The organism is Akkermansiaceae bacterium (genome assembly GCA_019634595.1).
GTDB lineage: Bacteria > Verrucomicrobiota > Verrucomicrobiia > Verrucomicrobiales > Akkermansiaceae > Luteolibacter.
In genome coordinates, this window is record JAHCBC010000002.1 from 993,767 (window position 1) to 1,016,714 (window position 22,948).

The 22,948-nt window shown below is 61.2% G+C and carries 19 protein-coding genes; 14 read left to right on the top strand and 5 right to left on the bottom strand.

Annotated elements, in window-relative coordinates; translation table 11 throughout:
- The first annotated feature begins 146 nt into the window (after positions 1-146).
- The 8 genes from thiE (at position 147) to KF712_10100 (ending at position 7,731) form a co-directional block, all read left to right on the top strand.
- A complete protein-coding gene (gene thiE, locus KF712_10065) occupies positions 147-773 on the top strand; it encodes a thiamine phosphate synthase (GenBank protein MBX3741324.1) in 627 nt (208 codons plus the stop codon).
- An 8-nt stretch (positions 774-781) separates the two neighbouring features.
- Entirely contained in the window at positions 782-1,720 is a 939-nt protein-coding gene (locus KF712_10070) for a carbohydrate kinase (GenBank protein MBX3741325.1), read from the top strand.
- A 299-nt stretch (positions 1,721-2,019) separates the two neighbouring features.
- Positions 2,020-3,111, top strand: coding sequence for a TIGR02597 family protein (locus KF712_10075; protein MBX3741326.1), 1,092 nt, complete (start codon positions 2,020-2,022; stop codon positions 3,109-3,111).
- Positions 3,112-3,128: 17 nt separating this feature from the next.
- The gene (locus KF712_10080; protein MBX3741327.1) at positions 3,129-3,782 is read left to right on the top strand and encodes a PEP-CTERM sorting domain-containing protein; all 654 of its coding nucleotides are present in this window, start codon (positions 3,129-3,131) and stop codon (positions 3,780-3,782) included.
- A 235-nt stretch (positions 3,783-4,017) separates the two neighbouring features.
- The gene (lepB, locus tag KF712_10085) at positions 4,018-5,235 is read left to right on the top strand and encodes a signal peptidase I (protein MBX3741328.1); all 1,218 of its coding nucleotides are present in this window, start codon (positions 4,018-4,020) and stop codon (positions 5,233-5,235) included.
- Between the two features lie 4 nt (positions 5,236-5,239).
- Entirely contained in the window at positions 5,240-6,070 is an 831-nt protein-coding gene (locus tag KF712_10090) for a squalene/phytoene synthase family protein (GenBank protein MBX3741329.1), read from the top strand.
- A 35-nt stretch (positions 6,071-6,105) separates the two neighbouring features.
- Complete coding sequence (locus KF712_10095) at positions 6,106-6,561, top strand: hypothetical protein (GenBank protein ID MBX3741330.1); 456 nt, start codon at positions 6,106-6,108, stop codon at positions 6,559-6,561.
- A gap of 123 nt (positions 6,562-6,684) precedes the next feature.
- On the top strand, positions 6,685-7,731 hold the full coding sequence (locus KF712_10100) for an N-acetylmuramoyl-L-alanine amidase (protein ID MBX3741331.1): 1,047 nt from the start codon (positions 6,685-6,687) through the stop codon (positions 7,729-7,731).
- An 8-nt stretch (positions 7,732-7,739) separates the two neighbouring features.
- Here KF712_10100 and folP read toward each other — a convergent pair whose 3' ends face one another.
- The gene (gene folP, locus KF712_10105) at positions 7,740-8,594 is read right to left on the bottom strand and encodes a dihydropteroate synthase (GenBank protein ID MBX3741332.1); all 855 of its coding nucleotides are present in this window, start codon (positions 8,592-8,594) and stop codon (positions 7,740-7,742) included.
- Positions 8,595-8,647: 53 nt separating this feature from the next.
- Here folP and KF712_10110 point away from each other — a divergent pair, with 53 nt between their 5' ends.
- Together KF712_10110 and KF712_10115 are read left to right on the top strand one after the other, a co-directional pair.
- The gene (locus KF712_10110) at positions 8,648-9,229 is read left to right on the top strand and encodes a hypothetical protein (protein ID MBX3741333.1); all 582 of its coding nucleotides are present in this window, start codon (positions 8,648-8,650) and stop codon (positions 9,227-9,229) included.
- A gap of 12 nt (positions 9,230-9,241) precedes the next feature.
- Positions 9,242-10,561: a hypothetical protein gene (locus tag KF712_10115; GenBank protein ID MBX3741334.1), complete on the top strand. Its 1,320-nt coding sequence runs from the start codon at positions 9,242-9,244 to the stop codon at positions 10,559-10,561.
- Here KF712_10115 and KF712_10120 read toward each other — a convergent pair.
- A complete protein-coding gene (locus tag KF712_10120) occupies positions 10,547-11,110 on the bottom strand; it encodes a cytochrome c (GenBank protein MBX3741335.1) in 564 nt (187 codons plus the stop codon). The two genes, KF712_10115 and KF712_10120, sit on opposite strands and share 15 nt — an antisense overlap.
- 66 nt (positions 11,111-11,176) lie before the next feature.
- On the bottom strand, positions 11,177-15,121 hold the full coding sequence (locus KF712_10125) for a c-type cytochrome (protein MBX3741336.1): 3,945 nt from the start codon (positions 15,119-15,121) through the stop codon (positions 11,177-11,179).
- Positions 15,122-15,411: 290 nt separating this feature from the next.
- Between KF712_10125 and KF712_10130 the strand changes: the two genes are divergently transcribed.
- From KF712_10130 to KF712_10140, 3 genes are all read left to right on the top strand, one after another.
- Complete coding sequence (locus KF712_10130) at positions 15,412-17,715, top strand: DUF1343 domain-containing protein (protein MBX3741337.1); 2,304 nt, start codon at positions 15,412-15,414, stop codon at positions 17,713-17,715.
- Positions 17,716-17,785: 70 nt separating this feature from the next.
- On the top strand, positions 17,786-18,679 hold the full coding sequence (locus KF712_10135) for a neutral zinc metallopeptidase (GenBank protein ID MBX3741338.1): 894 nt from the start codon (positions 17,786-17,788) through the stop codon (positions 18,677-18,679).
- Between the two features lie 23 nt (positions 18,680-18,702).
- Positions 18,703-19,794, top strand: a complete 1,092-nt coding sequence (locus tag KF712_10140) for a Gfo/Idh/MocA family oxidoreductase (protein ID MBX3741339.1) — start codon at positions 18,703-18,705, stop codon at positions 19,792-19,794.
- Between the two features lie 155 nt (positions 19,795-19,949).
- Here KF712_10140 and KF712_10145 read toward each other — a convergent pair whose 3' ends face one another.
- Complete coding sequence (locus KF712_10145) at positions 19,950-21,200, bottom strand: rhomboid family intramembrane serine protease (GenBank protein MBX3741340.1); 1,251 nt, start codon at positions 21,198-21,200, stop codon at positions 19,950-19,952.
- Between the two features lie 13 nt (positions 21,201-21,213).
- Positions 21,214-21,795 (bottom strand): preprotein translocase subunit SecG, encoded by a 582-nt coding sequence (gene secG / locus KF712_10150; protein MBX3741341.1) that lies wholly within the window; start codon positions 21,793-21,795, stop codon positions 21,214-21,216.
- Between the two features lie 133 nt (positions 21,796-21,928).
- On the opposite strand from secG, the gene KF712_10155 reads away from it, so the two are divergent.
- A complete protein-coding gene (locus KF712_10155) occupies positions 21,929-22,945 on the top strand; it encodes a polysaccharide deacetylase family protein (GenBank protein MBX3741342.1) in 1,017 nt (338 codons plus the stop codon).
- Positions 22,946-22,948: the final 3 nt, after the last annotated feature.

Below are 22,948 nucleotides of genomic sequence, written 5' to 3' on the forward strand. Positions count from 1 at the left end.
TTTGCCGCTATGTCCGCTTCGCTCCCATTCCTGTCCTCCGGCTGCAACCGGAACCCAAAGCAAAAAGCTCCGGCTGCAACCGGAACCCGAAATCAAAAGCCCCGGCTGCTGCCGTAACCCGAGCAAAGGCTGCCCTTTACCACTCCATGTCTCTTTCCTCCGCCCGTCTCTATTGCATCCTGGATTTGGATTATGTCGCGCAGACGGAGGCGGGTCGGGTTGCTTCCCAACTGCTTGAGGGAGGAGCGGATATCCTGCAACTCCGGGGCAAGAACCATGATCTGGAAACGATCAGGAAGGTCGGGCAGTCACTACTGCCGCTTTGCCGCGCGGCGGGCGTGCCTTTCATCATCAACGATTATCCGGAACTGGCGGCGGAACTGAACGCGGACGGCGTCCATATCGGCCAGGATGACGGCTCCTTTGCCAAGGCCCGTGCCGTGGTGGGCGAGGGGAAAATCATCGGCCGCTCCACCCATTCGCTGGAGCAGGCGCGTTCGGCCCTCGCGGCGGGTTTTGATTACATTGGCTTCGGGCCTCTGTTCCCCACCCCCACCAAGCGCGGCAGGCCGGGCATCGGGCTGCTGAACATCTCATTCATGGAGGAGGAGATCGGTTCGAGGATCCCGGCATTCTGCATCGGGGGGATAGCCCCTGCCACGCTGCCGGAGGTGCTCGCCGCCGGTGCGCGCCGGGTTGTCGTGGTTTCCGCCTTGCTCCGGTCCCCGGATATCCGTTCCGCCACCCACCAACTCAAAACGCTCCTCGCCTGACCCGATTTATGTCCACATCATCCGCAGTCATCATCGGCGGCACCATCGCCATCGACCACGTCAAGACCCCCAACGCCGAAGCGGCCAACCTGCTCGGTGGTTCCGCCTCCTACGCCTCCATCGCGGCGTCCTATTACACCTCGCCGGTCCATCTGGTGGGCATCATCGGCAAGGACTTCCCGAAGGAACACGTGGAGCTCTTCAACTCCAAAGGCATCACCCTCGACGGCGTCGAGCGGTCCGAGGGCGACTCCTTCTCCTGGTCCGGCGAATATCATGAGAACATGAACGACCGCACCACCCGCCAAGTGGACATCAACGTCCTTGAGAACTGGTCGGTGAAGGTCCCCACCTCCATCGCGGACGCACCGGTGGTCGTGCTCGCTAACATGTCCCCGGAGAACCAGCTCCAGATGCTGGACGCCTGCACCGGTGCGAAGTTCGTCGTCGCGGACACCATGGACCTCTGGATCGCCATTGCGAACGAGAAACTCCATGAAGTGCTCAAGCGCATCGATCTCCTCGTCATCAACGAAAGCGAAGCCCGCGAGTTCGTGGGTACCAGCAACCTCATCGTCGCCGGCCGCCGCCTGCTGGAAAAGGGACCGAAGCACGTGGTGATCAAGCTCGGCGAGTTCGGAGCCATCCTCTTCACCGCCAGCGGAACCTCCTGCCCGCAGCTTTTCCGCTGCGCCGCCTTCCCGCTCACCGAAGTCGCCGACCCCACCGGTGCCGGGGATTCCTTCCTCGGTGCCCTCGCCGGCTACCTCGCGTCCACCGGGAAATCCGGGTATTCCTTCGAGGAGATCCGCCAAGCCGTCGTCCAGGGTTCCGTCGTCGCCTCCTTCACCTGTGAGGCGTTCTCAACCCGCCGCCTGCAAACCCTCAGCCGCGCCCAGATCGACGAGCGCCTCGCGTTCCTCAAATCGATCACCCATTGGCCATGACAATGTAAAGTCCGCGAAATGCGTCGGAATAGCGGCAAAATTGAACAGAATTTTGGTGATGATTTGGATTGGTTTTTGCTAATTCATTCTAATCCAGTGAATTAGATGGTGTGATTTCCGCGTTAAAAAATTGAAAAATACCGGACCGGTCTTCAATTTTTTACTTGCCGCTGGTGCCTGTCCCCTGCATGGTAACTGGCGAAAGCTTCATTGCGGCTAGGATAGTTTACGAAAACGTCACGGCCCAAAAAACCCTTAGAACTCGACAAACTCCCTCTCACATTCGAAATCATCCGCACATGAAATCAATCCTTTCATATTCCCTCTTGGCTGCGGCAATGGCCGCTGGTGTGGCCATCGGCCAGACGCCAACCACGGCGACCACCACTCCTGTTGGTTATACTTCAATTAGCTGCCTTCCAGGTTCTGATACGATCGTGGGTCTGCCTCTCCGTCTGAGTGCTTCGGCCGCTGGTGCTTTGACATCCGCTCCTTCAACTTCGGGTAGTCAGGCTGTTCTCACTGTGAGCGGCGCGTCTTTTGGTTCATTCGCTGGCACCCACTACGTGAAGTTCAAAGAGAGTGCCACCGCGAAAGGCAAATGGTTTCCTGTTGCTTCAAATACCGCCGATACATTGACTATTGATCTGAATGGTGTGACGCTGTCTGCGGCGATTGGGGACAAGATTGAAGTTCTCAAGTTTTGGACTTTGGCGGAATTGATCGATCCATCAACTGCCACTGATAATCCGGCCACTACTCCGAATGCTATTGTCGCATCTAGCAATATCGGACCTACTGGCCGTAAGACTGAGGTGCTCGTTCCTAACTTCCTTGCTACTGGCATTAATATTGCCCCTTCCACAGTTTATTTTATCCACGGTGGAATTTGGAAGAAGCAAGGCGGCGTGAATAACTCTTTCAATAACGATCAGCTGTGGCCTGATTCTTACATCATCATTCGCAATCCTGCATCGATTGGAAGCTCCACGAAGTTCGTTGTGTCCGGCGAGGTTGAGACTGGTAATTTCGAGGTTGCCGTCAATACGTTAGCTGCAGGTAAGCAGGATAATTTTGTTGCTCTTCCTCGGCCCATCGATACGAAGTTGAAAGATCTTGGTTTGGGTGGGACGGCGGCCTTTGTGTCTTCTGACGGAATCGGACCTACTCAAAGGAAGGACGAATTGCTCGTTTTCAACAATGCAGCAGCAGCATTGAACAAATCGGCCTCTGCCATCTACTTCTATCACGCCGGAATCTGGAAGAAGCAGGGTGGTGTTAACGCCGATTTTGGTGACGATGTGATCCCCGCTGGAGGTGGATTCATTCTTCGTAAATTCCAAAGCGGTACTGGCGCGACAGCAACATGGAATAATGCTCCCTCCTATTAATAACTAGTTCTTAGATCATGAAATTAAAATTGACTTCGATTCTCTTGCTATTGGGGGCGACGCTCCCTGCATCCGCAACTATCACCCTTACCACTGCTTTCGGTAATGCTTACACTGCAGCGGGTGCTACCGTCCCGAACGGGACATTATGGGCCTTGGTTGTTGATACAAATAATGACTCCTCTTTCATGGGTCAATTTGGTGTCAACACCAGTTTGAGTTTGGCGGGTGCTAACAATCTTTTTGCCACAGGAAATTCAATCGCATTGGGTACTTTGCTTGGTGGTGATACCGTCTTTGCAATGGGTGGATTTAATGCGGATGGCACCTCTTATGATCAGGCCAACCTGACAATCGGTCTTAATGGAGTCCAGCAGGGGCTAAAGTTTGCCTTTGTTTGGTTTCCTGGTGTTACGTTCACGACTGAAGGTGCGACCTACACTGTTGGAACCCAAGTTGGCGCATTGCATTCTAATACCGACGCTGTGGCACTTGGCGATATGGTGATTCCTGCTGATGGTGCGGTTTTGCCGACCGGTGCAGGCACTGCTGATGGAGCTGGAGGGACACTTCCTGCATCTCGTTTCACCGCAGTTCAGTTGATCCCGGAGCCATCCACGATGCTTCTTGGAGCATTTGGAGCTCTCGGTCTTCTTCGCCGCCGCCGCTGATTGCAGGAGCGTTGAACAAATTTCAAAAGGTGGGCTTCGGCCCGCCTTTTTTTGTTTTTGAGGGAATCGTGGTTCGGGGGATTGGGATTTGGGTGGGGCTTTATTCGTTTTTCTTGGAAAGGGCTGATCCAATGCTCTTATTCCGGGAGGTTTGTGGGGGGCTGTTCGGGGAGGCGGGAAGGATTGTTCCCATTGCTTGCTTGCGCGGGAGGAAGCGAGCGTTGAGAATCCGGGCATGTTCACGCCGAAGTGGAAGAAGGAGGCGAAGCTGCTTGCTAAGGGCGGGCGGAAGTTTGTGAATTACAAGCGGGATCTGCTGAAACCGGAACGGGTGGATGAGATCGAGTCGCGGCTGGATGATCTGCTGAAAGCGGTGAAGGAGAATGACCAGAAGAAGGCTGCTGAGGCCGGAAAGCAGCTCCGCGCGACTTGCGAAAATTCCCTGAAGTATGAGAAGCCGGTGGGATGGCTGGAGGAGAATGTCGAGGTGATGTTCGTGGCCATTGTCATCGCTCTGGGCCTGCGGGCCTATTACCTGCAACCGTTCCGGATTCCGACGGGTTCGATGCAGCCGACGTTGAACGGCATTGTCGGAACCTCGCTCAAACAAGCGGAATGGCCGTCGTTTCCACAGCGGATGGCGGAGTTTGCCCTCCGTGGGAGAAAATACGTGAAACTGGAGAACAAGGAGGACAAGCAGGTTCTGTTCACCGACGGCGGCGCGCTGATCGCGACGACGGATGTCCAGAAGTTCCACTTCTTCAGCCGGGGGGCGATTGTTTGTGCGGACCGTACCTTGATCCCGCTTCCGGCACCGGGAAATCCCTGCCAGAGCGCGGGATTGGTTCAAGCCGCCGTGGTCGCCCGCCAGAATGGCGGCATGCTTCCGGCCGGAACGGTTCTCTGCGAAGGTTACATCGATACCGGGGATCTCGTGCTGGTGAACAAGTTCTCCTATCACTTCCGGAAGCCGAAGCGGGGTGAAGTTTTTGTTTTCGATACCATCGGGATCAAGGGCATCCGCGAGAGGAGCGGAGACCAGGCGGATGGTTCCCACTACATCAAGCGTCTGTGTGGAGTGCCGGGGGATACGCTCTCCATTGAAACCCCGAATCTTCTGGTGGACGGAAAGGTGGCGCGAGAGCCGGGGATCCGGCGGGTTGCGGACGGTGTTGAGCCCCACCCGAAAGTCGGTTACGTGCCCGCAAGCGCCGAGGGTGTTCGTCCGGGCCAAATCCAACCGCCCCGGCAATACCTGAGCTTCAACGTCAGTCCGCTGGCATTGGCGAAGGACGCCCCCAGGGGGATGCGTGAATATGCCGCTCTGGGTGACAATACCCGCAACTCCCTGGATTCCCGCTATTGGGGGAGCGTGAAGGAGTTCAACCTGGTGGGGCCGGCGTTGTTCTCCTTGTGGCCGATCACCACGGGGCATTGGGGGCTCATCCATTGACGGCGTGTCCACGGCCTCCGAGATCACCCGTCGTGCGAAGTCGAATCTGGCTTTCGCGCTGAACATCCTGCCAAAGGAACGGCGGGAGGACATGGTGGTCTTCTACGCCTTTTGCCGTACGATGGATGACATCGCGGATGATCCGGCGGTGGAGGCATCCGCCCGTGCTTCGGCGTTGCGCGGATGGAAGGAGGGGTTGGAGCAAGGTTTCGCCAATCCCGGGGAATTCCAGCGGGAGGTGGTGGAGATGCGGGACAGGAACCATGTCCCGAACGATCTTTTGCTGGCCATCATTGATGGATGTGAAATGGATCTGAAGCCACAGCGTTTCGGGACGTGGAGTGACCTGGAGCAATACACCTGGAAGGTGGCGTGTGCCGTGGGTTTGGTGTCCGTCCGATTGTTCGGCTGCCAGGATCCGGCGGCGGACCGCTATGCGGTGGCGCTGGGGCATGCCCTGCAACTGACGAACATCCTGCGGGACATCGGGGAGGATCTTTCCAACGGACTCCGGATCTATCTGCCGCTCGCGGATCTCTCCCGCTTCCAATACACCGAGCGGGATCTCGTGGGCCGTGTGCATGACGGACGTTTCCTCGCATTGATGGAATACGAGGCCGGGCGCGCGGAGATGTATTTCAAGGAAGCGGAGGAATGCCTGCCGGCCATGGACCGGGAGGCGCTGCTGCCAGCCCGCATCATGGCTGAAATCTACCAAACGCTGCTGGTGAAGATGCGTGCGGACGGGTTCCGGGTGTTTGGAAAGCGCTATTCGATCTCCAAAGCGCGGAAATTGGCGATCCTCTCGAAGCATCTGATTGCACGGAAGAGATGAATCGAATAATCTGTGGAATCATCCGTTTCATCCCTATGAGAAAAATCCTCCTTTGTTCCATGGCAGGCACGCTGCTCCTCAGTTCCTGCACCCAGTACCAGGCGCAAGGGGCCGGGGTGGGGGCATTGGGCGGAGCCGCGGTGGGAGCGCTGGCGGGAAATGACCGCCGGGATGTCGCCACTGGCGCCATCGTCGGTGCCGCGCTGGGCACCGGAATCACGGCCGCACAGGAGAACGCGCGCAACCGGGCGACTCCTCCTGACGGCTACTACGACGACCGTGGCTATCGCGGGGAATATCGGGACGATTACCGCCAAGCTCCATCGGAGCGTTCCACTCCACGTCAGGACTATCCCTACGCCGAGCGGACGGGGAGTCCGAAGAGGGTGATCAGCCCTTATCCGCCATACAACGTCATCGACGTGGACGGCTTCCGTTCAGGCCAGCTTGCGAAGGATCCCTCCAACGGGAAAATTTTCCGTATCCCCTGAGAGATCCCGCTGGTTTAAAAGATGCCGGACCGGAAGAAAAGCGCCTGACCGGGCGAGAAAAGCCGTTGTCATCGCTGGCGCGAACGTCTAAAAGCGGAGTTGCAAGTGTCAAAACCCCGTAAGATGGCATCCAGCGCCCGTATTTTCCCTGCATTCCGCGGCTTCCTCGCAATGGCCGCGGCTGTGTGCGTGTCCATGTTGGCGGCCCCTGTGGCGATGGCCCAGGGCTGGCAGCTCACCAAGATCGAGGGCCGGGATTATGTCAGCATCGAGAGCGTCAAAAAATTCTACGGATTCCAGACCGCGGAGAAGAAGGGCAATTCGATCATCCTCAAATCGGTCAATGGGAAGAATGGCATCATCATGCAGCTTCAGATCGGTTCGCAGGAGTGCCTCCTCAACAAGGTGAAGTTCATCTTCACCCACAATGTGGAGCCGGGCGGAAGCCTCGGGATGATGTCTCAGATGGATCTGATCAAGCTGATCGAGCCGGTGTTGCGGCCGAACTTCATCCCGAATGCGGGTGACTTCAGGACGGTGATCCTGGATGCCGGGCACGGCGGCAAGGATCCGGGCGCGACGAATCCGCTGGGGACGGAGGCGAATTACAATCTCACCCTGGCCGGGAAGGCGAAGACCTTGTTGGAGAAGAAGGGTTTCAAGGTAATCCTGACCCGGAGCAGCGACCGCTATTATTCCCTGCAGGAAAGGGTGGAGATTGCCAATGCGGTGCGGGAGAATGCCATTTTCATCAGCCTGCATTTCAATTCGGGAGGGAGGGATGCACGTGGCATTGAGACGTTCACCCTTTCCCCTCCCGGCGTCGCCCACTATGGAGCGGGCTTCAAGTCCAGCGACGCCTTCGCCCGCCGCGGCAATGAGCATGACTCCGCGAACATCGCCTTGGCCACGGCCGTCCATGGCACCATTCTCCGCCACCTGCAGGGTAACACGTTCGACCGGGGCATCAAGCGCGCGAGGTTCAGTGTGCTCAGCGGGATCCGGCACCCGGCCATCCTGTTCGAGGGAGGCTTTATGAGCCACCCTTTTGAGGCGAGATTGATCGCCAACGAAAAATACCGGGATGCCTTGGCGCTCGGCATCGCCGAGGCGGTCCACAAGTACCAGATCGCGGTGACGAGAGCCCCCATTGCGAGGCCGAATCCCTGAGCCGGTTGTCAGGATGCCGGGGGCGGATTCCCGCCGCCGATGATCGCTTCCGTCAACCGCAAGGCCTCCAGATTGGCCTTCACGTTGTGGACACGGTGGAGAAGGACGCCTTTCTCCCTGCCCCATGAGGTGAGAGCGGCGGTAGGCCATTCACGCGCCTCCATGGTGGGTTCACCGAGCAGTTGCCCGAGGAACGACTTCCGCGAAACCCCCAGCAGCAGCGGACGTCCTTGGGCGGACAGTTGATCGAGCGAGCGGAGCAGGGCGAGATTGTGATCCAGTGTCTTGCCGAAGCCGATACCCGGATCGAAGCAGAGGGCTTCGGGATGGATTCCGGCGGAGGTCAGGGATTCATGGCGTTCCACGAAAAACTCCCGGACTTCCCGGACGACATCCTCATAGCTGGGGGCCAGTTGCATCGTCCTCGGCTGGCCCTGCATGTGCATGGCCACCACGCCGCATCCGGCGGCGGCGCAGACCGCCACCATCGCCGGATCCCGGAAACCGCTGACGTCATTGACGATGTCCGCCCCTGCGGAGAGAGCGGCTTCCGCCACTCCGGCCTTCGAGGTGTCGATGGAAATCCATCCCTCCCATTCGGCCCTCAGCGCGCGGATGACGGGGGTGGTCCGGGAAATCTCCTCTTCCTCCGGAACTTCCGCGGCTCCCGGGCGGGTGGACTCCCCGCCGATGTCGATGATTTCCGCGCCTTCCGAGATCATCCGCCGGGCGTGATTCATGGCGGTGCCGGGGCCGTCGTTCAGGCCACCGTCGGAGAATGAATCCGGGGTCGTGTTGAGGATTCCCATGATCCGCCCGCGGCGGGTCAGATCCATCGGGTGGCGGCGTGTTCTCCAGATCATGTGTTAGAACTGGCTGCTTGCAGTCCGGCAGCGGCGCGCCTAGTCTGGCCGCCATGATCCGGATCGCAAACTGGAAAATCATCTTGGCTTCCCTGTCTTTCCTTGGTGCCCAGGCTTACGCCAACGACCTCGATGCGGTTGATGGCCCGAACGTCCGGGTGATGAAAAACGAGGACGGCGGACAGACGATCTTCAGCCGTTCCGCGGACAAGCGGACCCTCACCAAGAAGACCTTCAAAGGCGGAAACCTCGCCATGGTCGCCATCTACCGCATGGATGCGCACGGGAACCCGATGAGCTGCAAGATCATCGACGGCCAGCAGAACGAACTGTTCAAGGTCAGCTACGGCTACCACCGGGAGACCGGGCAACTGCTGGAGGAACGCATGTTCGACTCCCGGGTGAAGCGCATCAACAAGGACACCGGCAAGGAGCAGCCCGTCCAGCGTCTGATCTACCTCCACGATGCCCAGGGAAACCGTGGCCAACCCATCGCCATCAACCTGCTGCCGGGCAAGAAATTCCAGGATGTGTTCGGTGAGAAGAACACCGCCCTGGATGTGAATCCATTCGACGATGGAAAGGCTGTGAAGCCCGCGAATCCGAATGCGCGCGGGGTGGGCAGGGGCAACTGATCGGGAGAGGCCGTGCTTTCTCCAAAGACGCTGCTCCCCCTCCTGATTGGCGCCGCCGTTGGGGCGGGAGGTATTTTCCAAGGCCTCCAGTGGAGGACGATGGGCGGCCCGGCCGGAGATACCGGCGGGCTTGAGAACCAGCTCCGCATCGCCACGGAGGAGAACAACATCCTCCGGCGTGAGAACGAATCACTGCGCTCCCTTGCCCAGGGCGGCGGGGAGGTCGCCGTGCCGCAGGAACTGGTGGACCGTGTTGAGAAGGAATACGGCCTCCGTTTCCGGTCCACGCCGGTCGTCCATCGCGTCGGCAGGGATGATCTGCGCGAGAGGATTTCCGCGTCTTTCGAAAGTGCCTTCGGGCCGGGAGGCTTGGATTATCGCCAGGAGGCGTATGGTTTGATCGGCTGGCTGATGCCGGAGGACAAGCTGCTGGTGCAGCTCACGGCGGTGAGAGCGGTGGGTGCGCGCGGCTGGTTCGACGGGGAAACGGGGGAGGGCTGGGTGACCGACCGGTTCCAGATGGAGAATGTTCCGGACCAGGCGGCCCTGCTGCGGGTGGTGGTGCGGATTCTCCTGCACCAGAATTTTCCGCCACCGGAGGAGTATCCCGGGGATGATGCGGCGCGGGCGCGGGAGGCCCTGCACCAAGGTGCGGCTTCCGCCAGCGAGGCGAAATACTACGCGGAGCAGGCGAGGATGAGCGGCTTCGTCCCTTTGTCGGACACTTCGGAGACCGAGCGGGTCATGGACCAACTCTCGCCCTTCATCCAGGAGCTGACGATGTTCCCGCTGACGGATGGCGCGGCCTATGTGAACGCGCTGAAAGGTGAAAGTCCGGAAAAACTGGTGGAGGGTTTCCGGAATCCTCCGCGGACGACACAGGCCATCCTCCTGCCGGGATCTGAAATGAAAGAGCCGGAACTGCTGGAGATGCCCGCGGTGGAAATGGATCCATTCATGAGTGACAGGGCCGGAGAACTCGGCCTGCGTCTGTGGCTTGAGGCTCTTGGTGATGCGGGAGCCGCGCTCGAAATTTCATCCGGCTGGAAGAACGACCGCTATCTGTTCTTCCCCGAAAGCGAAACCCACTCCGCCGTGGTGTGGGACGTGGTCCTGGAATCGAAGGAGACCGCGGACCGTTTCCAGGAGGCCGCCTTGAACCATGTCTCCGCCACCGCCATGAAAGACGACACCCCGGCGCTGGACGAACCTGTGGAGGCACTCAACAAACGGTTCCTGATGGTGTCCCGGGTCGGGGATGACCGGGTGCGTTTCCTCAACACGGTGAAGAAGGAAACGGCTCTCCGTCTGAAAGATTCAGGAGCGCCTTGAAAAGGCGAATATCCCTCCTCCGGCGGCGGCCGCCACGAGGGAGATCCACAACCAGGCCGGCGGACCGGACCGCGTTTCCAGTCCATCATATTTCCCGGAAGAACCCGATCCAGCCGGAGCGGCTGGCGACGGGGTGATGAGATCGGCCGCGGTGAGAGGGCCGCTGGCGGGGTCCTTCCGGAGTGCCGCCACCTCCGCGGGAGTGATGGCGGGGGCGTCATTGCCGAATGACGAACGGACGAAGGTGAGCACCGCTGCGATGTCTTCATCCGACTGGTGGCCGAGAGCGGGCATCCCTCCGGGGAAGTGGTAGTCCACCCCCTTCACCGTGATCGGCCCCTGGAGGCCGCGCAACTGGATGCGGATGAGGTTTTCTGGGGGACCGTTCACCCATTCGGAGCCGGCCAGTGGCGGCCCCAGGTTGGTGCCTTCCCCGCTCTGGCCGTGGCACGCGGCGCACAGCACATATTTGGAGAATCCCTCATTGGCGGGGACCCGGAGGGTGGACAGCGCGGAGGCCAGCAGGAGGATGGGAAGTGCTTTTGCCAAGGGAAGGGAAAGAAAAAGGCCGGAGTCCGTAGGAAACGGACTCCGGCCGGTGGTTGTTTCAGAAGCTCAGTTTGCTTTCGGCAGCGCCGGAGGGTTCTTCGGATCGTAGGGGATCGGTTTTGGACCCGGCTTCTGAGCCTTCGGTTCTTTCTGGAGGGTGGAGATCCATGCGACCAGATCGCGGACTTCGGTCGGCTTCAGGAGATACTCCATCGGCGGCATCGCGGAGGCGACGGGCGGGATCTCGGCGAGATCCGCCTTTTTCACGCGATACACCTTGCCGGAAACGTTGATGTCCAGATGTTCCTCGGTTTCGTCCGTCAGCATGCCGCCCAAGGTGGTCTTGTCCTTGAACGTCACGCTGACCACACCGAAGCCCGGAGCGATCTTCGCGCTCGGCAGGACGATCGACTCGAGGATATAGTGGTTGTCGTGCCGTTTGCCCATGCCGAACAGGTTCGGTCCGGCTTCTCCACCGGCGGCGTGGCTGTCATCGCTGGCGCGGTGGCAGCGCATGCACTGGCCGGCCGGATGGGAGGAGAACAGCGAGAAGCCGTTCTTCGCGTCCCCGCCTTCGAGGGCGATGTTCCACTTGGTGAGCGGATCGGCATTTTCGGCGATGGCCTTGTCGAAGGCGGCGATGGCCGCAGCGACGGCGGGATCTTTCCGGGTCTTAGCGCCTTCCAGCAGTTCGATGGCGGAGGCTGACTTGCCGGCGGCGGCCTGCAGGGCGGTGATGTGCTTCACGAAGAAGGCATCCACTTCCGTGCCGGGGATCGTCGCAAGGATGGTCCATGCCTTCTGGGAGCGCTCGGCGTTCTTGGATTCGGCAGCCGTCTGCAGCGGGGCGATGGCACCTTGGGGATCACTCTTGGACAGGCCGGTGAGTGCGGAAAGGGCGACTTCGTTCGCGGGGTCCGTGGCGATTTTCACCAGGAATGCGTTGAGGTCGGCGGGTTTCCGCTCCGCGAGCAGTTCCAGTCCTTTCGCACGGGCTTCCGCTGGCACCTTGTCGTTGGTGATCAGGCTGCGGAGGGTGCCTTCATCGAGCGACTTCGTATCCAGCTTGTAGTGCTCCATGAAGCCGAGGGCGGCGGTCAGGATGAAGCCGTCCTGTTTCAGGAGATCCGGCAGCGCGGCATTGAGGGTTGGCTGGATGTCCTTGACGTCCCGTGGCGGCAGTGGCCGGAAGTGGCCGGTGAGCTGGTCGTTGGTGTGAGGCTCCGTCCAGATGGAGATGAGGCGCAGCGCCTCTTCCCGCACTTCCTTCGGCATGGCGGCGGACGTCGCCACGTTCAGCACGCGCTGCAGGTTTTTCGCGTCCCCGATGCGGAACGAGTTATGGATCAGGCGGCGCATCATGAACGGCGTCCACTTCCGTGCCTCCAGGTTGTCGAGCAGCTTGGCGGCTTCCGGACGTTGCGCCACCAGATCGTTGTCATAGATCGCGCGGACGGCTTCGTCGGAGACGGCAGGGTCGGAGTCCAGGGCCATCAGGGAGACCTTCGGATCATGGAGGCGGCGCAGGGCCACCACCGCGGCGAGGCGGACGGCCGGGGAGTTGTCATCCTTCAGCGCGGAAACCATGACCCCCTTCCTGCCGAGCAGCTCCAGTGCATAGATGCCGGCGTGGCGGAGGAAGACATCCTTGTTGTTGTTCTCGCGGAGCATCTCACAGATGGCGTTGAACTGGCCGATGGCACCGAGACGGCCGATCGCGATGGCCGCCTCCGCGCGGACGCGGAGGGATTTGTCCGCGGTGAGGACGCCGAGCGGGAGTTCATCTCCCTGGATGCCTGCGGATGCGATCGCGCGGATGGCCTGCACCCGTGTCTCCTCGTCGTCATTCTCGAGGTAGGGGATGATGATCTGTGCGGCAGCCATTCTGGAACGCAGATCCGGCAGGGTGCCGAAGCCGTCACTGGACGGGGACGGAACCGCGCCGCGGCGCGCCAGGATCCCCAGTCCCCAGAGACCGTGGATGCGTTCGGTCTGCTCGACGGAACGGACGGCATCGGTGAAGGTCTTGAGCGCTTCCGGTTTCCGGGAAATCGCGATCTGCGCGCGCAGGCGCACCCGGAGGTCCGGGTGGCGGAGCAGCTTCAGGCATTCTTCCGCGCTCAGTTTGTCGATGCCTTCCTTGATCAGTTTTCCGGCTTCCGCGGCTTCCTTCGCGCGCCAGGTCTTGTCACCCGCGTCCAGTGCCAGGATCCGTCCCTTGTCGTGGGAGGTCCAGCCGTTCATGAAGTCGCTGATGAGCAGCTTCCCATCGTAGGAATACTCCACGTCGGTGACGCCCACACCCCAGACCAGCTTGCGGTTGTCGGTCATTTCCATGCCCGCGCCGCTGGGCTTCATCTCGAAGGAGAAGATGCCGGAGTTCGTGCTGCCGCCGCGGTAGTCGGTGATGATGAAGCGGTTCGCTTCGGTTTCGAGGAAGCCGGTGCCCGGATGGTAGGTGAGGCCGGACGGACCGGCGGTGAGGTGGGCGACAGGAGGGATGATGTAGGCAGGCTGAGTGTCGTTCTGGAGGTGCCAGATTTTCTCATCCATCCAGCGGCTCGGCGGGTGGACGGCCAGACCGATCTGGCGGTGGAAGGTGTGCATGGTCTGGTTCTCCATCTGCCAGCCGGTGTCACCGCCCTCCACCAGATAGACGACGCGGGCGGCGTCCCCCTGGTCGGAGTTGTTGTCCACGGAGAACGGGTTGCCCAGCGCGTCGAAGGCGATTTCCTTCGGATTGCGGAGGCCGGTGTGGAAGATCTCGAAGTTGGTGCCATCCGGATCGAAACGGAAGGCCACGCCCTCGTTCGGATAGTGGTATTTCTTGCCCTCCTTCGTGGTGAAGCTGAGGCCGCGGTCACCGAGGGTGCCGTAGATGCGGCCATCCGGTCCCAGGGCGAAGCCGTTGAGGTCGTGGCCGGAAATGGAAACACGGACGCCGAAGCCGTCTTCCACGACCTGTTTCTTGTCGGAGATGCCATCGCCGTTCTCATCCCGCAGCGCCCAGATCTTGGGAATACAGGCGAAGTAAGTCGTGCCTTCGAAGGCGAAGACGCCGGCACCGGTGCCATCGAGAACGTCGTTGAAGCCATCCGCGAAGACGGTGGAGGTTTCATAGATCCCATCGCCATCCTTGTCCACCAGCTTGCGGACCAGCTCGGATTTCTCAGTCAGGGATTTGATGCTGACTTTCTCATTCCATTTATCGTGCATTTTCCGGCGGTCGCCGGTGGTCTGGCTCTGGAGGTCGTCTAGGTACCAGTAGAGGTGCTCGCGGTTGTCCTGGACGCCGAAGCGGAAGCGGTGGGTTTCCGAAACGAAGATGTTGTTCTGCTCATCCACGGCAAGGGCCGTGGGGGAGATGGTTTTCTGGTCCTTCCAGTCCGCGATGACCTTCAGCGTGGTGTTCTCCGGAATGGTGACGCCCGGCATGTTCGGGTCGTTGACCAGGCCCGCGGAGTAGGCTTTCCCGCCGCGGGTGCTGGCGGGGAACTTCTGGTTCGGGTAGTCCGTGAAGATGAAATGGTCGGCGGCGATGATGCCCCAGGCTCCCTTCGCTTCATCCAGGATGCGGATCTGCGCTTTCTTGCCCTTGAAGTCCCGCACATCCCAGACGGTGGCGCGCATCTCCAGGTCGTTCTTGCCGACCGCCTCGCGGACGACTTTCCCATCCACCAAAAGTTGGACGGCGGTTTTGCCGGGCTGGTTGCCACCGCCGACGAGGAAGGCGATGTACGGTTCCGGCAGCGTGATCTCCGGGGAGGTGAGGGAGCCGGTCGCGTCATCACCACCATGGGCTGAGACGACGAGATACTCTCCGGAGTAGTTCTTGAACTCGCCCTTCATCTCCTGGGTTTTGCCGGAAACCGGAGCGACACCGAAGGCCTTGCCCTCGAATTTCCAGTCGTCGAAACCGTCGCTGTTGAAGGTCTGGAAAACTTTGGTGGCCGCGTGCAGCGGGGTGGTGACCGCCACGGTGGCGACAAGCGATTTGACGATTCGATTCATGCGGGATGGGTTGGAGAGTTGAAGAACTAATGCGGGGAAACCCGCTTGCCAAGGCGGGAGTAGGGGCCGGGAGCGTGGTGCGCCGGAGGCTGCCGGGGTCCATTATACCGGTGGAAACCGTGGAACCTTCGCCGTTTTTTCGCAAATTCTCCTCCAAAACCGAGGCGCAGTCCGCATCCGGCGGAGCGAAAGGCGGTGATGCCGGATGCCGTCCCTGCCTTCCTTTTCCGCCCACGCCGCCCCGCTGAATTTGGTTGGGAAATCTCCGGCTTCCGGATAGATCCCGGAGCATGCGGTTTTCCCTGATCCTTCTCCTGTTTTCCCAACTGACCCAGGCTTCGGAGCTGGTGGCAGGCCTCCGGCCGGACCGGCTGGAGGCGATGGACGCTGCGGTTGAGCGCACCATTTCGGAGGGGAAGATCCCCGGTGGTGTCCTATGGGTGGAAACCAAGGACGGATTGCACGCCAAGGCGTTCGGACAGCGGGCCCTCGTGCCGGCACGTGAGGGGATGACGGTGGACACCATTTTCGACGCCGCCTCGCTGACGAAGGTGGTGGCGACTACCACGGCGGTCATGAAGCTCCATGAGAGCGGTAAGATCGATCTGGAGGAAAAGCTCGTCCGCTACCTCCCGGAGATGGCGGAGGGCGGAAAGAATGCCATCACGGTCAGGCAGTTGCTGACCCATACCTCCGGACTGCGTGCGGGGATTTCCTCCAGGGGGGATTGGAGCGGTCTGGCGGGGGCATTGGGCGAGATCCGGAAGGAAGCGCCGACGGATGCTCCGGGCAGCGCCTACCGTTACAGTGACATCAATTTCATCCTGCTGGGAGCCATCGTGGAGCGGGTGTCCGGGGAAGGGCTGGATGTTTTCTGCGCCCGCGAGATTTTCACCCCGCTGGGCATGACGCGGAGCGGCTACCTGCCGAAGGTGGCGGCGGAGACCGCGCCGACGGAAAAGCTGGCGGACGGCACGGTCTTGCGGGGAGTGGTGCATGACCCCACCGCACGGAAAATGGGCGGGGTGGCGGGCCATGCGGGTCTCTTCACCACGGCGGAGGATCTGGCGAAGTTCGCGAGGATGATGCTCTCCGGCGGGGGCGCCATCCTGAAGCCGGAAACGGTCAAACTGATGACCTCCGTGCAGACGCCGGACTGGCTCCCCCGGCGGGGATTCGGTTGGGACATCGATTCTCCCTATGCCGGATTGCGGGGAAACCTGCTGCCCATCGGTGGATACGGCCATACCGGATGGACGGGAACGAGCCTGTGGATCGATCCCTTTTCCCGGACCTTCATCATTTTCCTGTCGAACCGGAACCATCCGTCCGGCGGAAATTCCCTCCTGCTCCAGCGGGAACTGGGGACGCTCGCAGCCCAGGCGGTGGCGGGCTACAATTTCCTCTACGTGCCGGATGCCCTGCCGGTGGACCCGAAGAAGAACCTGCCTCCTCCGTCCGCGCCGGTGCCTGTCCTGAATGGCGTGGACGTTCTGAAAAGGGAGGGCTTCGCCCGCCTGAAGGGCATGAAGCTCGGCCTGGTGACGAATCACACCGGCCAGGACCGGGAGCGCAACTCCACCATCGATCTGCTCCACAAGGCGGATGGGGTGGAATTGAAGGTTCTGTTCAGTCCGGAACACGGCATCCGCGGCGAGCAGGACCACGAGAAGATCACCGACACGAAGGACCAGGGCACGGGGCTGCCGGTGAAGAGTCTCTACGGGAAAACCCGTAGTCCCCTCCCTGCGGACCTGGAGGGGCTGGACGCGCTCGTCTTCGACATCCAGGACATCGGCTGCCGGTTCTACACCTACATCTCCACCATGGCGAACTGCATCGAACAGGCGGGGAAATCGAAGGTGAAGTTCATCGTGCTGGATCGGGTGAACCCCATCGGTGCGGCGGTCGAGGGGCCGGTGCTCACAGAGGAGCGCAGCTTCATCGCCACCCATGAGATCCCGGTGCGGCATGGCATGACGGTGGGGGAACTGGCGCTGATGATCAACGGCGAGCGGAAATACGGCGCGGAACTGGAGGTGGTGAAGTGTGAGGGCACAGGCCTCCAGTGGTATGACCGCTGCGGGCTGCCATGGCGGAATCCGTCGCCGAACATGAGGAGCCTGGATGCCGCCACGCTCTACCCCGGGGTTGGCTTGCTGGAGTTCTGCGACATCAGCGTGGGACGGGGGACGGATGCGCCGTTTTCACTGGTGGGCGCGCCGTATGTCGATGAACTGAAGTTCGCGGCGGAACTGACACGTGCCGGGCTGCCGGGCGTCGGGTTCGTGCCGGTCCGGTTCACCCCGGTGGCCAGCGTCTTCAAAGGGCGGGAATGTGGCGGCGTGCGTATCCAGGTGACCAACCGGGACGTGTTCCGTCCGGTGGACCTGGGGGTGGTGATGGCCTCGGCCTTTCACCGGCTTTATGGCAAGCAGGCGGGCATTTCAAAGATGCTCAAGCTGACGGGGGATCGGCCCACGGTGGATGCGGTCCTTGCCGGGAAAAGCCTGGATGAGATCCGCGTGGCGTGGGAGCCGGGGTTGCGGGCCTTCGCCGCCGTGCGGGCACCCTACCTGTTGTATCCACGGTGAGGCGTTGTTTTGCGTGCTTGCGGCTGGCGGAGGGATGGCATAGACCTTTACCCAACGACAAATAAAGATCATGGACTGGAAGGATCGCGAGGGAAGCCGGAACATCGAGGACGCACGGGGACGGACCGGTGGTGGAGGGGGATTCGGCGGAGGTGGCGGTGGGATGTTCGGCATCCTCACACTGATCGGCAGGACGTTCGGGATCAAAGGGATCCTAGTCGCGGTGGTGGCCGGGTTCGTTCTATGGAAATGCGGGATCATCAATCCACTCCAGCTTTCAGGCGGAGGTTCCGGTGGTGGCAGCGAATACGTGCAGACACCCGCGGACCAGGAGCGCTATGAGTTCGTCAGCCGCGTGCTCAAGGGCACGGAGAAAGTGTGGCAAGCCGAGTTCGCCCGGCATGGCATGCAATATGTGGAGCCGAAGCTGGTGGTGTTCCGGAGCAATGTTTCCACCGGCTGCGGCACCGGCAGTGCGGCGATGGGGCCGTTCTACTGCCCCGCGGACCAGAGGATCTACATCGACCTGACCTTCTTTGACGAGCTGGCGAGAACCTTCAACTCACCGGGTGACTTCGCCCAGGCCTATGTGATCGCCCATGAAGTGGGCCACCACGTCCAGAAACTGCTGGGGGATTCCGACAAGGTCGCGGCGATGCGGGGCAGGCCGGAGTATAACCAGTATTCCGTGCGGTTGGAGCTGCAGGCGGACTTTTATGCCGGCATGTGGGCGCGGCAGTCGGTGGAGTATTTCAATTTGGACAAGTCGGACATCGAGGAGGCCATGCGCGCCGCGAACGCCATCGGGGATGATGCGATCCAACAGAAGCAGCAGGGAAAGATCGTCCCCCATTCCTTCACCCACGGAACTTCGGAGCAGCGCATGAGGTGGTTCAAGAAAGGCCTCGACAGTGGGAAGATGGAGGACGGTGATACCTTCTCCATGCCCTACCCGAGCCTCTGACCCTGCCTTCCCCAAATCCATTCATGAACCGACGTCCATTCATCAAACTCGCCGTGGGGGCCTCGCTGGCCTCCGTCTATTCCAAAGCCCAGGAAGCGCAGCCGGAACCGAAGAAGCTCGGCTGGGCGCTGGTCGGCCTCGGCTCGCTGAGCAAGAACCAGATCGCGCCTGCGTTGCTGAAGTCGAAGCATTCCAGGCTGGCTGCCGTGGTGACCGGAACTCCGGCAAAGGGCGTGGAGTGGCGGGAGAAATACGGCCTCGCGGAGGACAAGGTCTATGACTACGGGAACTTCGACAAGATCATCGGGGACAAGGATGTGGATGTGGTCTATATCGTCCTGCCGAACTCGATGCACCATGAGTTCGTGCTGCGTGCGGCGAAGGCGGGCAAGCACGTCTTCTGCGAGAAACCGATGGCAAACACCGCGAAGGAATGCCGCGAGATGATCGCCGCCTGTGAGAAAGCCAAGGTGCTGCTGGGCGTGGCCTACCGCTGCCAGTTCGAGGAGCACCACCTGGAGGCGATCCGCTTCGGGCGGGAGAAGGTTTTCGGTGCCCTGAAGCATGTGAACGCGGAGTTCGGCTTCAAGATCGGCGATCCGAAGCAGTGGCGGCTGCGCAAGGATCTGGCGGGTGGCGGTGCCCTGATGGATGTGGGCGTCTATGCGCTCAATGCCTGCCGCTATCTCACCGGAGAGGAACCGGTGGAGATCTCCGCGCTGGAGACGAAGACGGACCCGGTGAAGTTCGCGGAGGTGGATGAAACCATCACCTGGCAGATGAAGTTCGCTTCCGGCATCACCGCCAACTGCATGACGACCTACAATTTCAACGGCGCTAACAACTTCACCGTGACCGCGGAGAAAGGGCGCTACGGCATGGGTCCCGCGTATGGCTACAGCGGCCAGACCGGGTGGACCTCGGATGCCAAGGTTCCGTTCGCCTTCCCTCCCTCCGACCACTTTGTGCTGGAGATGGACGCGTTCTCGGAAGCCATCCTCAACGGCAAGCCGTTCGCCGTTCCGGGCGAGGAAGGCTTGAAGGATCTGCTGGCCGTGGAAGCGATCTACCGTTCGATCAAGAGCGGCAAACCGGAGAAAGTGGAGCAGGCGTGAGGTAGCGAAGGTCGTGAGACCTTCGGTGGAGAATGGCCGGAGTCATCCCGAGATTCCTCTTCATCTACGAGCGGAGCTTCACGGGGTGGGAGTCTTCCGGATACGCCATTCCGGGATAGCAGGCTTCTTCCCAGCCGAGCCTCTCACGAGGTTCGCTACGCGGGCGCGCAGATCTTCCAGATGGCGAATGCTGCGGAGGCCGCACAGGCGGCGAGCGCGAGTGAGCCGCCGATGCGGTCGGTGAGCGTGGACTGCGGGCGATAGACCGAGGACGACTTCGGGAAAACGATCGCGGCGTAGAGCATGCCTGCCACCAGCCCTCCGGCGTGCGCGGCGTTGTCGATGAAGCGATGGCCGATCAGCCCGATGAGCGCGGTCAGGAAAACCGCCGCCGCCAGACGCCTGCGGGCGGAACGGGGGACCAGACGGGCATGCAGGGTTTCGAAGACGAGCAGGAACCCCAGCCAGCCCATGAGTCCGCCGGATGCTCCGACGGAGTCGGCATTCTTGAGGAATTGGGCGGATGCCTGCCCTCCGACGACGGCGGAGAAGAGGAACACCATCGGCAGGTGCGGCCAGCGGGCGAACACCTCCAGCCGCTTGCCGAGATAAAGGAGCGCCGCGGCATTCATCAGGAAATGGATGGGGTGCCCGTGCATGAACGGCGCGGTGAAAAGCCGCCACCATTCGCCGGCACGGTAGGCATCTTTCACCAATCCCGCGGCCTTGATGCTGGACTGCGGCCCGTCGGAGAGAAGCTGCGCGACACCGACGAGGGTGATCAATCCGAGGAAGATCAAGGTGAAGGGAGCCTTCCGCCGTTCCAGCCAAGTCTCGAACCGCATGGCGGGCACCGCTTCGGAAAGTCCCGCAGGGGTGCTGAAACGGCCCTGTTCATTGTAGCGTTTCCGCGCCTGATACCAAGGGATCAGCACGAACATGATCAGCAGCAGGAAGCCGATCTCGATGAATCCGTGGTTGAGCGTGGCGCGGAGCGCCTTGGCCAGTGAGTCCAGCGCCCCGAAGGACGAGGTGCCGCTCACATGGCGGTAGTTGCCGTAAAACACCCACGCGAAAATGATGCTGAAAAAGATCAGCCCGCGCCGCAGCCGCGCAGTGTAGTGGTCCAGATCCCCCCGCGCCCATTTCGCGCGGGAAGCGGCCACGGCTTGATTCAAGGCGGGGACTTCCTCCGGCAGCACCATCCGCGGTGTTTCCGGAGTCCAGACCAGGGAAACGCTGCCTCCTTCATCGGAGATGACGGCTTGGGAAAGCTCCTCCTGGGATGCACAAAGCGTGCGTTTGTCCTTGGAGTCGGCCCATCCCCAGCCTCCCGGAGATTCGGGAAAGGCGGTGTCGCGCGCCCAGACAGGCAACGCGGGGGTATCGGCGGCGGGATCGGTCACGCCGCTGGAAGCGTCACTGCCCCTCCGGTTTTTCTGACGGAGCCGGCGCAGGAGTGGATTCCGGAGCGGGGGCAGGTGCCTCCGGAGCAGGGGTTGGTGCCGGGGCTTCCGGGGCAGGGGTTGGTGCCGGGGCTTCCGGGGCAGGGGTTGGTGCCGGGGCTTCCGGGGCAGGGGTTGGTGCCGGTGCTTCCGGAGTGGCGGGAGTCACCGGTGCCGGAGTGGTTTCAGGAAGATCATCGGTGAGGGACTTCGGCTTCTCCGGTGCAGCGGGGGCGGCCGGTGCTTCTGCGGCGGGTTTGGCGGATTTCGGAACCAGCAGCGAGTTCTTCCTGTTCTGGAAACCGATGAGGATCGCCAGCAGAAGGCTGAGGATGAAGAATGCGGAGGCGAGATAAACGGTGCCGCGCTGGAGGACATTCGTGGTCCGGGCACCGAAGACCTGGTCGGTCACGCCAGCGCCGAAGGCGGCGCCGAGACCCTCCTGTTTCGGGCGCTGCATCAGGATGACGAGGGTCATCAGGACGCAGACGAAAACAAATACGACGAGCAACAGGTTGATGCTGATCGAGAGGTAATTGATCGCGGCGAAGGTCATGGGCGGCGGACTATGATGGTCGTTCCGGGGCTTGTAAAGCGGGGTTTTTCCGCCGGATTCCGGCTTCAAATCACACTTTTGCCCGCTCGAGGCCGTGCTTGCGGGGGGACAAATGCCTCCTATAAAGGCGGTCATGCGAGAGATCTCCGCTTTGACCCTTCCGTCAGCCGCCATCCACCGGGTGATGGGAATCCGGCGTTTGGCGGTGGCCGCATGTGCCCTCTTTGCCATCCAGCCCCTCCTGGCTGGGGAAATCGGCGAAACCCAGGTCCTGAAATGGAAGGACGGGAAGAAAGCGGTCTTCCTGCTGGCTTTCGATGACAGTTGCCCGACCCACCTCACCAACGTGATCCCGGAACTGGAGAAGCGGGGGATCGTCGGAAACTTCTACATCAACGCCGGAAAAGGCGCGTTACCTGGAAAAAAGGCCCAGTGGGAAAAGGCCGCTGCGAGTCCGGTCGTCGCGCTCCAGAACCATACCTTCACCCATGTGGGGGCGACGGATGTCGCCCAACTGGACGACGAATTCGCCAAAGCGAACGAAGCGATCAAGGCATTCACCCCGGAAAAGAAATGGCCGCGCCTGATCGGCTACGGCAAGCCCGGCGGGGTGCCGTGGAAGGTCACCGACGACGAGGTCGCCGCGCTTCTCGCAAAGCACCATCTGGTGGAGCGTCCTTCGTTCTGGGGGCCGCCGATCCACCAGAAATCCGCGGAGGAATGCGTCGCCACCATCGACAAAGCGCTCGCGGGCGGGGAGATGGGGCACCTCGACATGCACGGGGTCGGTGGTGACTGGCTGGTCACGCCGGTGGAATGGTTCACCGCCATTCTGGACAAGCTGGACGCTGAGAAGGAAAACATCTGGGTCGCGGACGTCGTCCACTACATCCAGTATAGGAAAGAGCGGGAAAGTGCGGAGGTGAAGGTGCTGCAGACCGTCCCCCGCGGAATCAGGCTCAGCCTCACCAGCAAGGAGGATCCGGCATTCTACGACCTGCCACTCACCCTGGAAACCGCCGTCCCGGCCGATTGGAAGGAGTGCACGGTCAAGCAAAGCGCGGTGGAGAAGACGGTGCCGGTGAAGGGTGGCCTCGTGCGTTACGATGCTGTCCCGGGATCTGAGGAGATCCGCCTGCTGGCGAAGTAATCC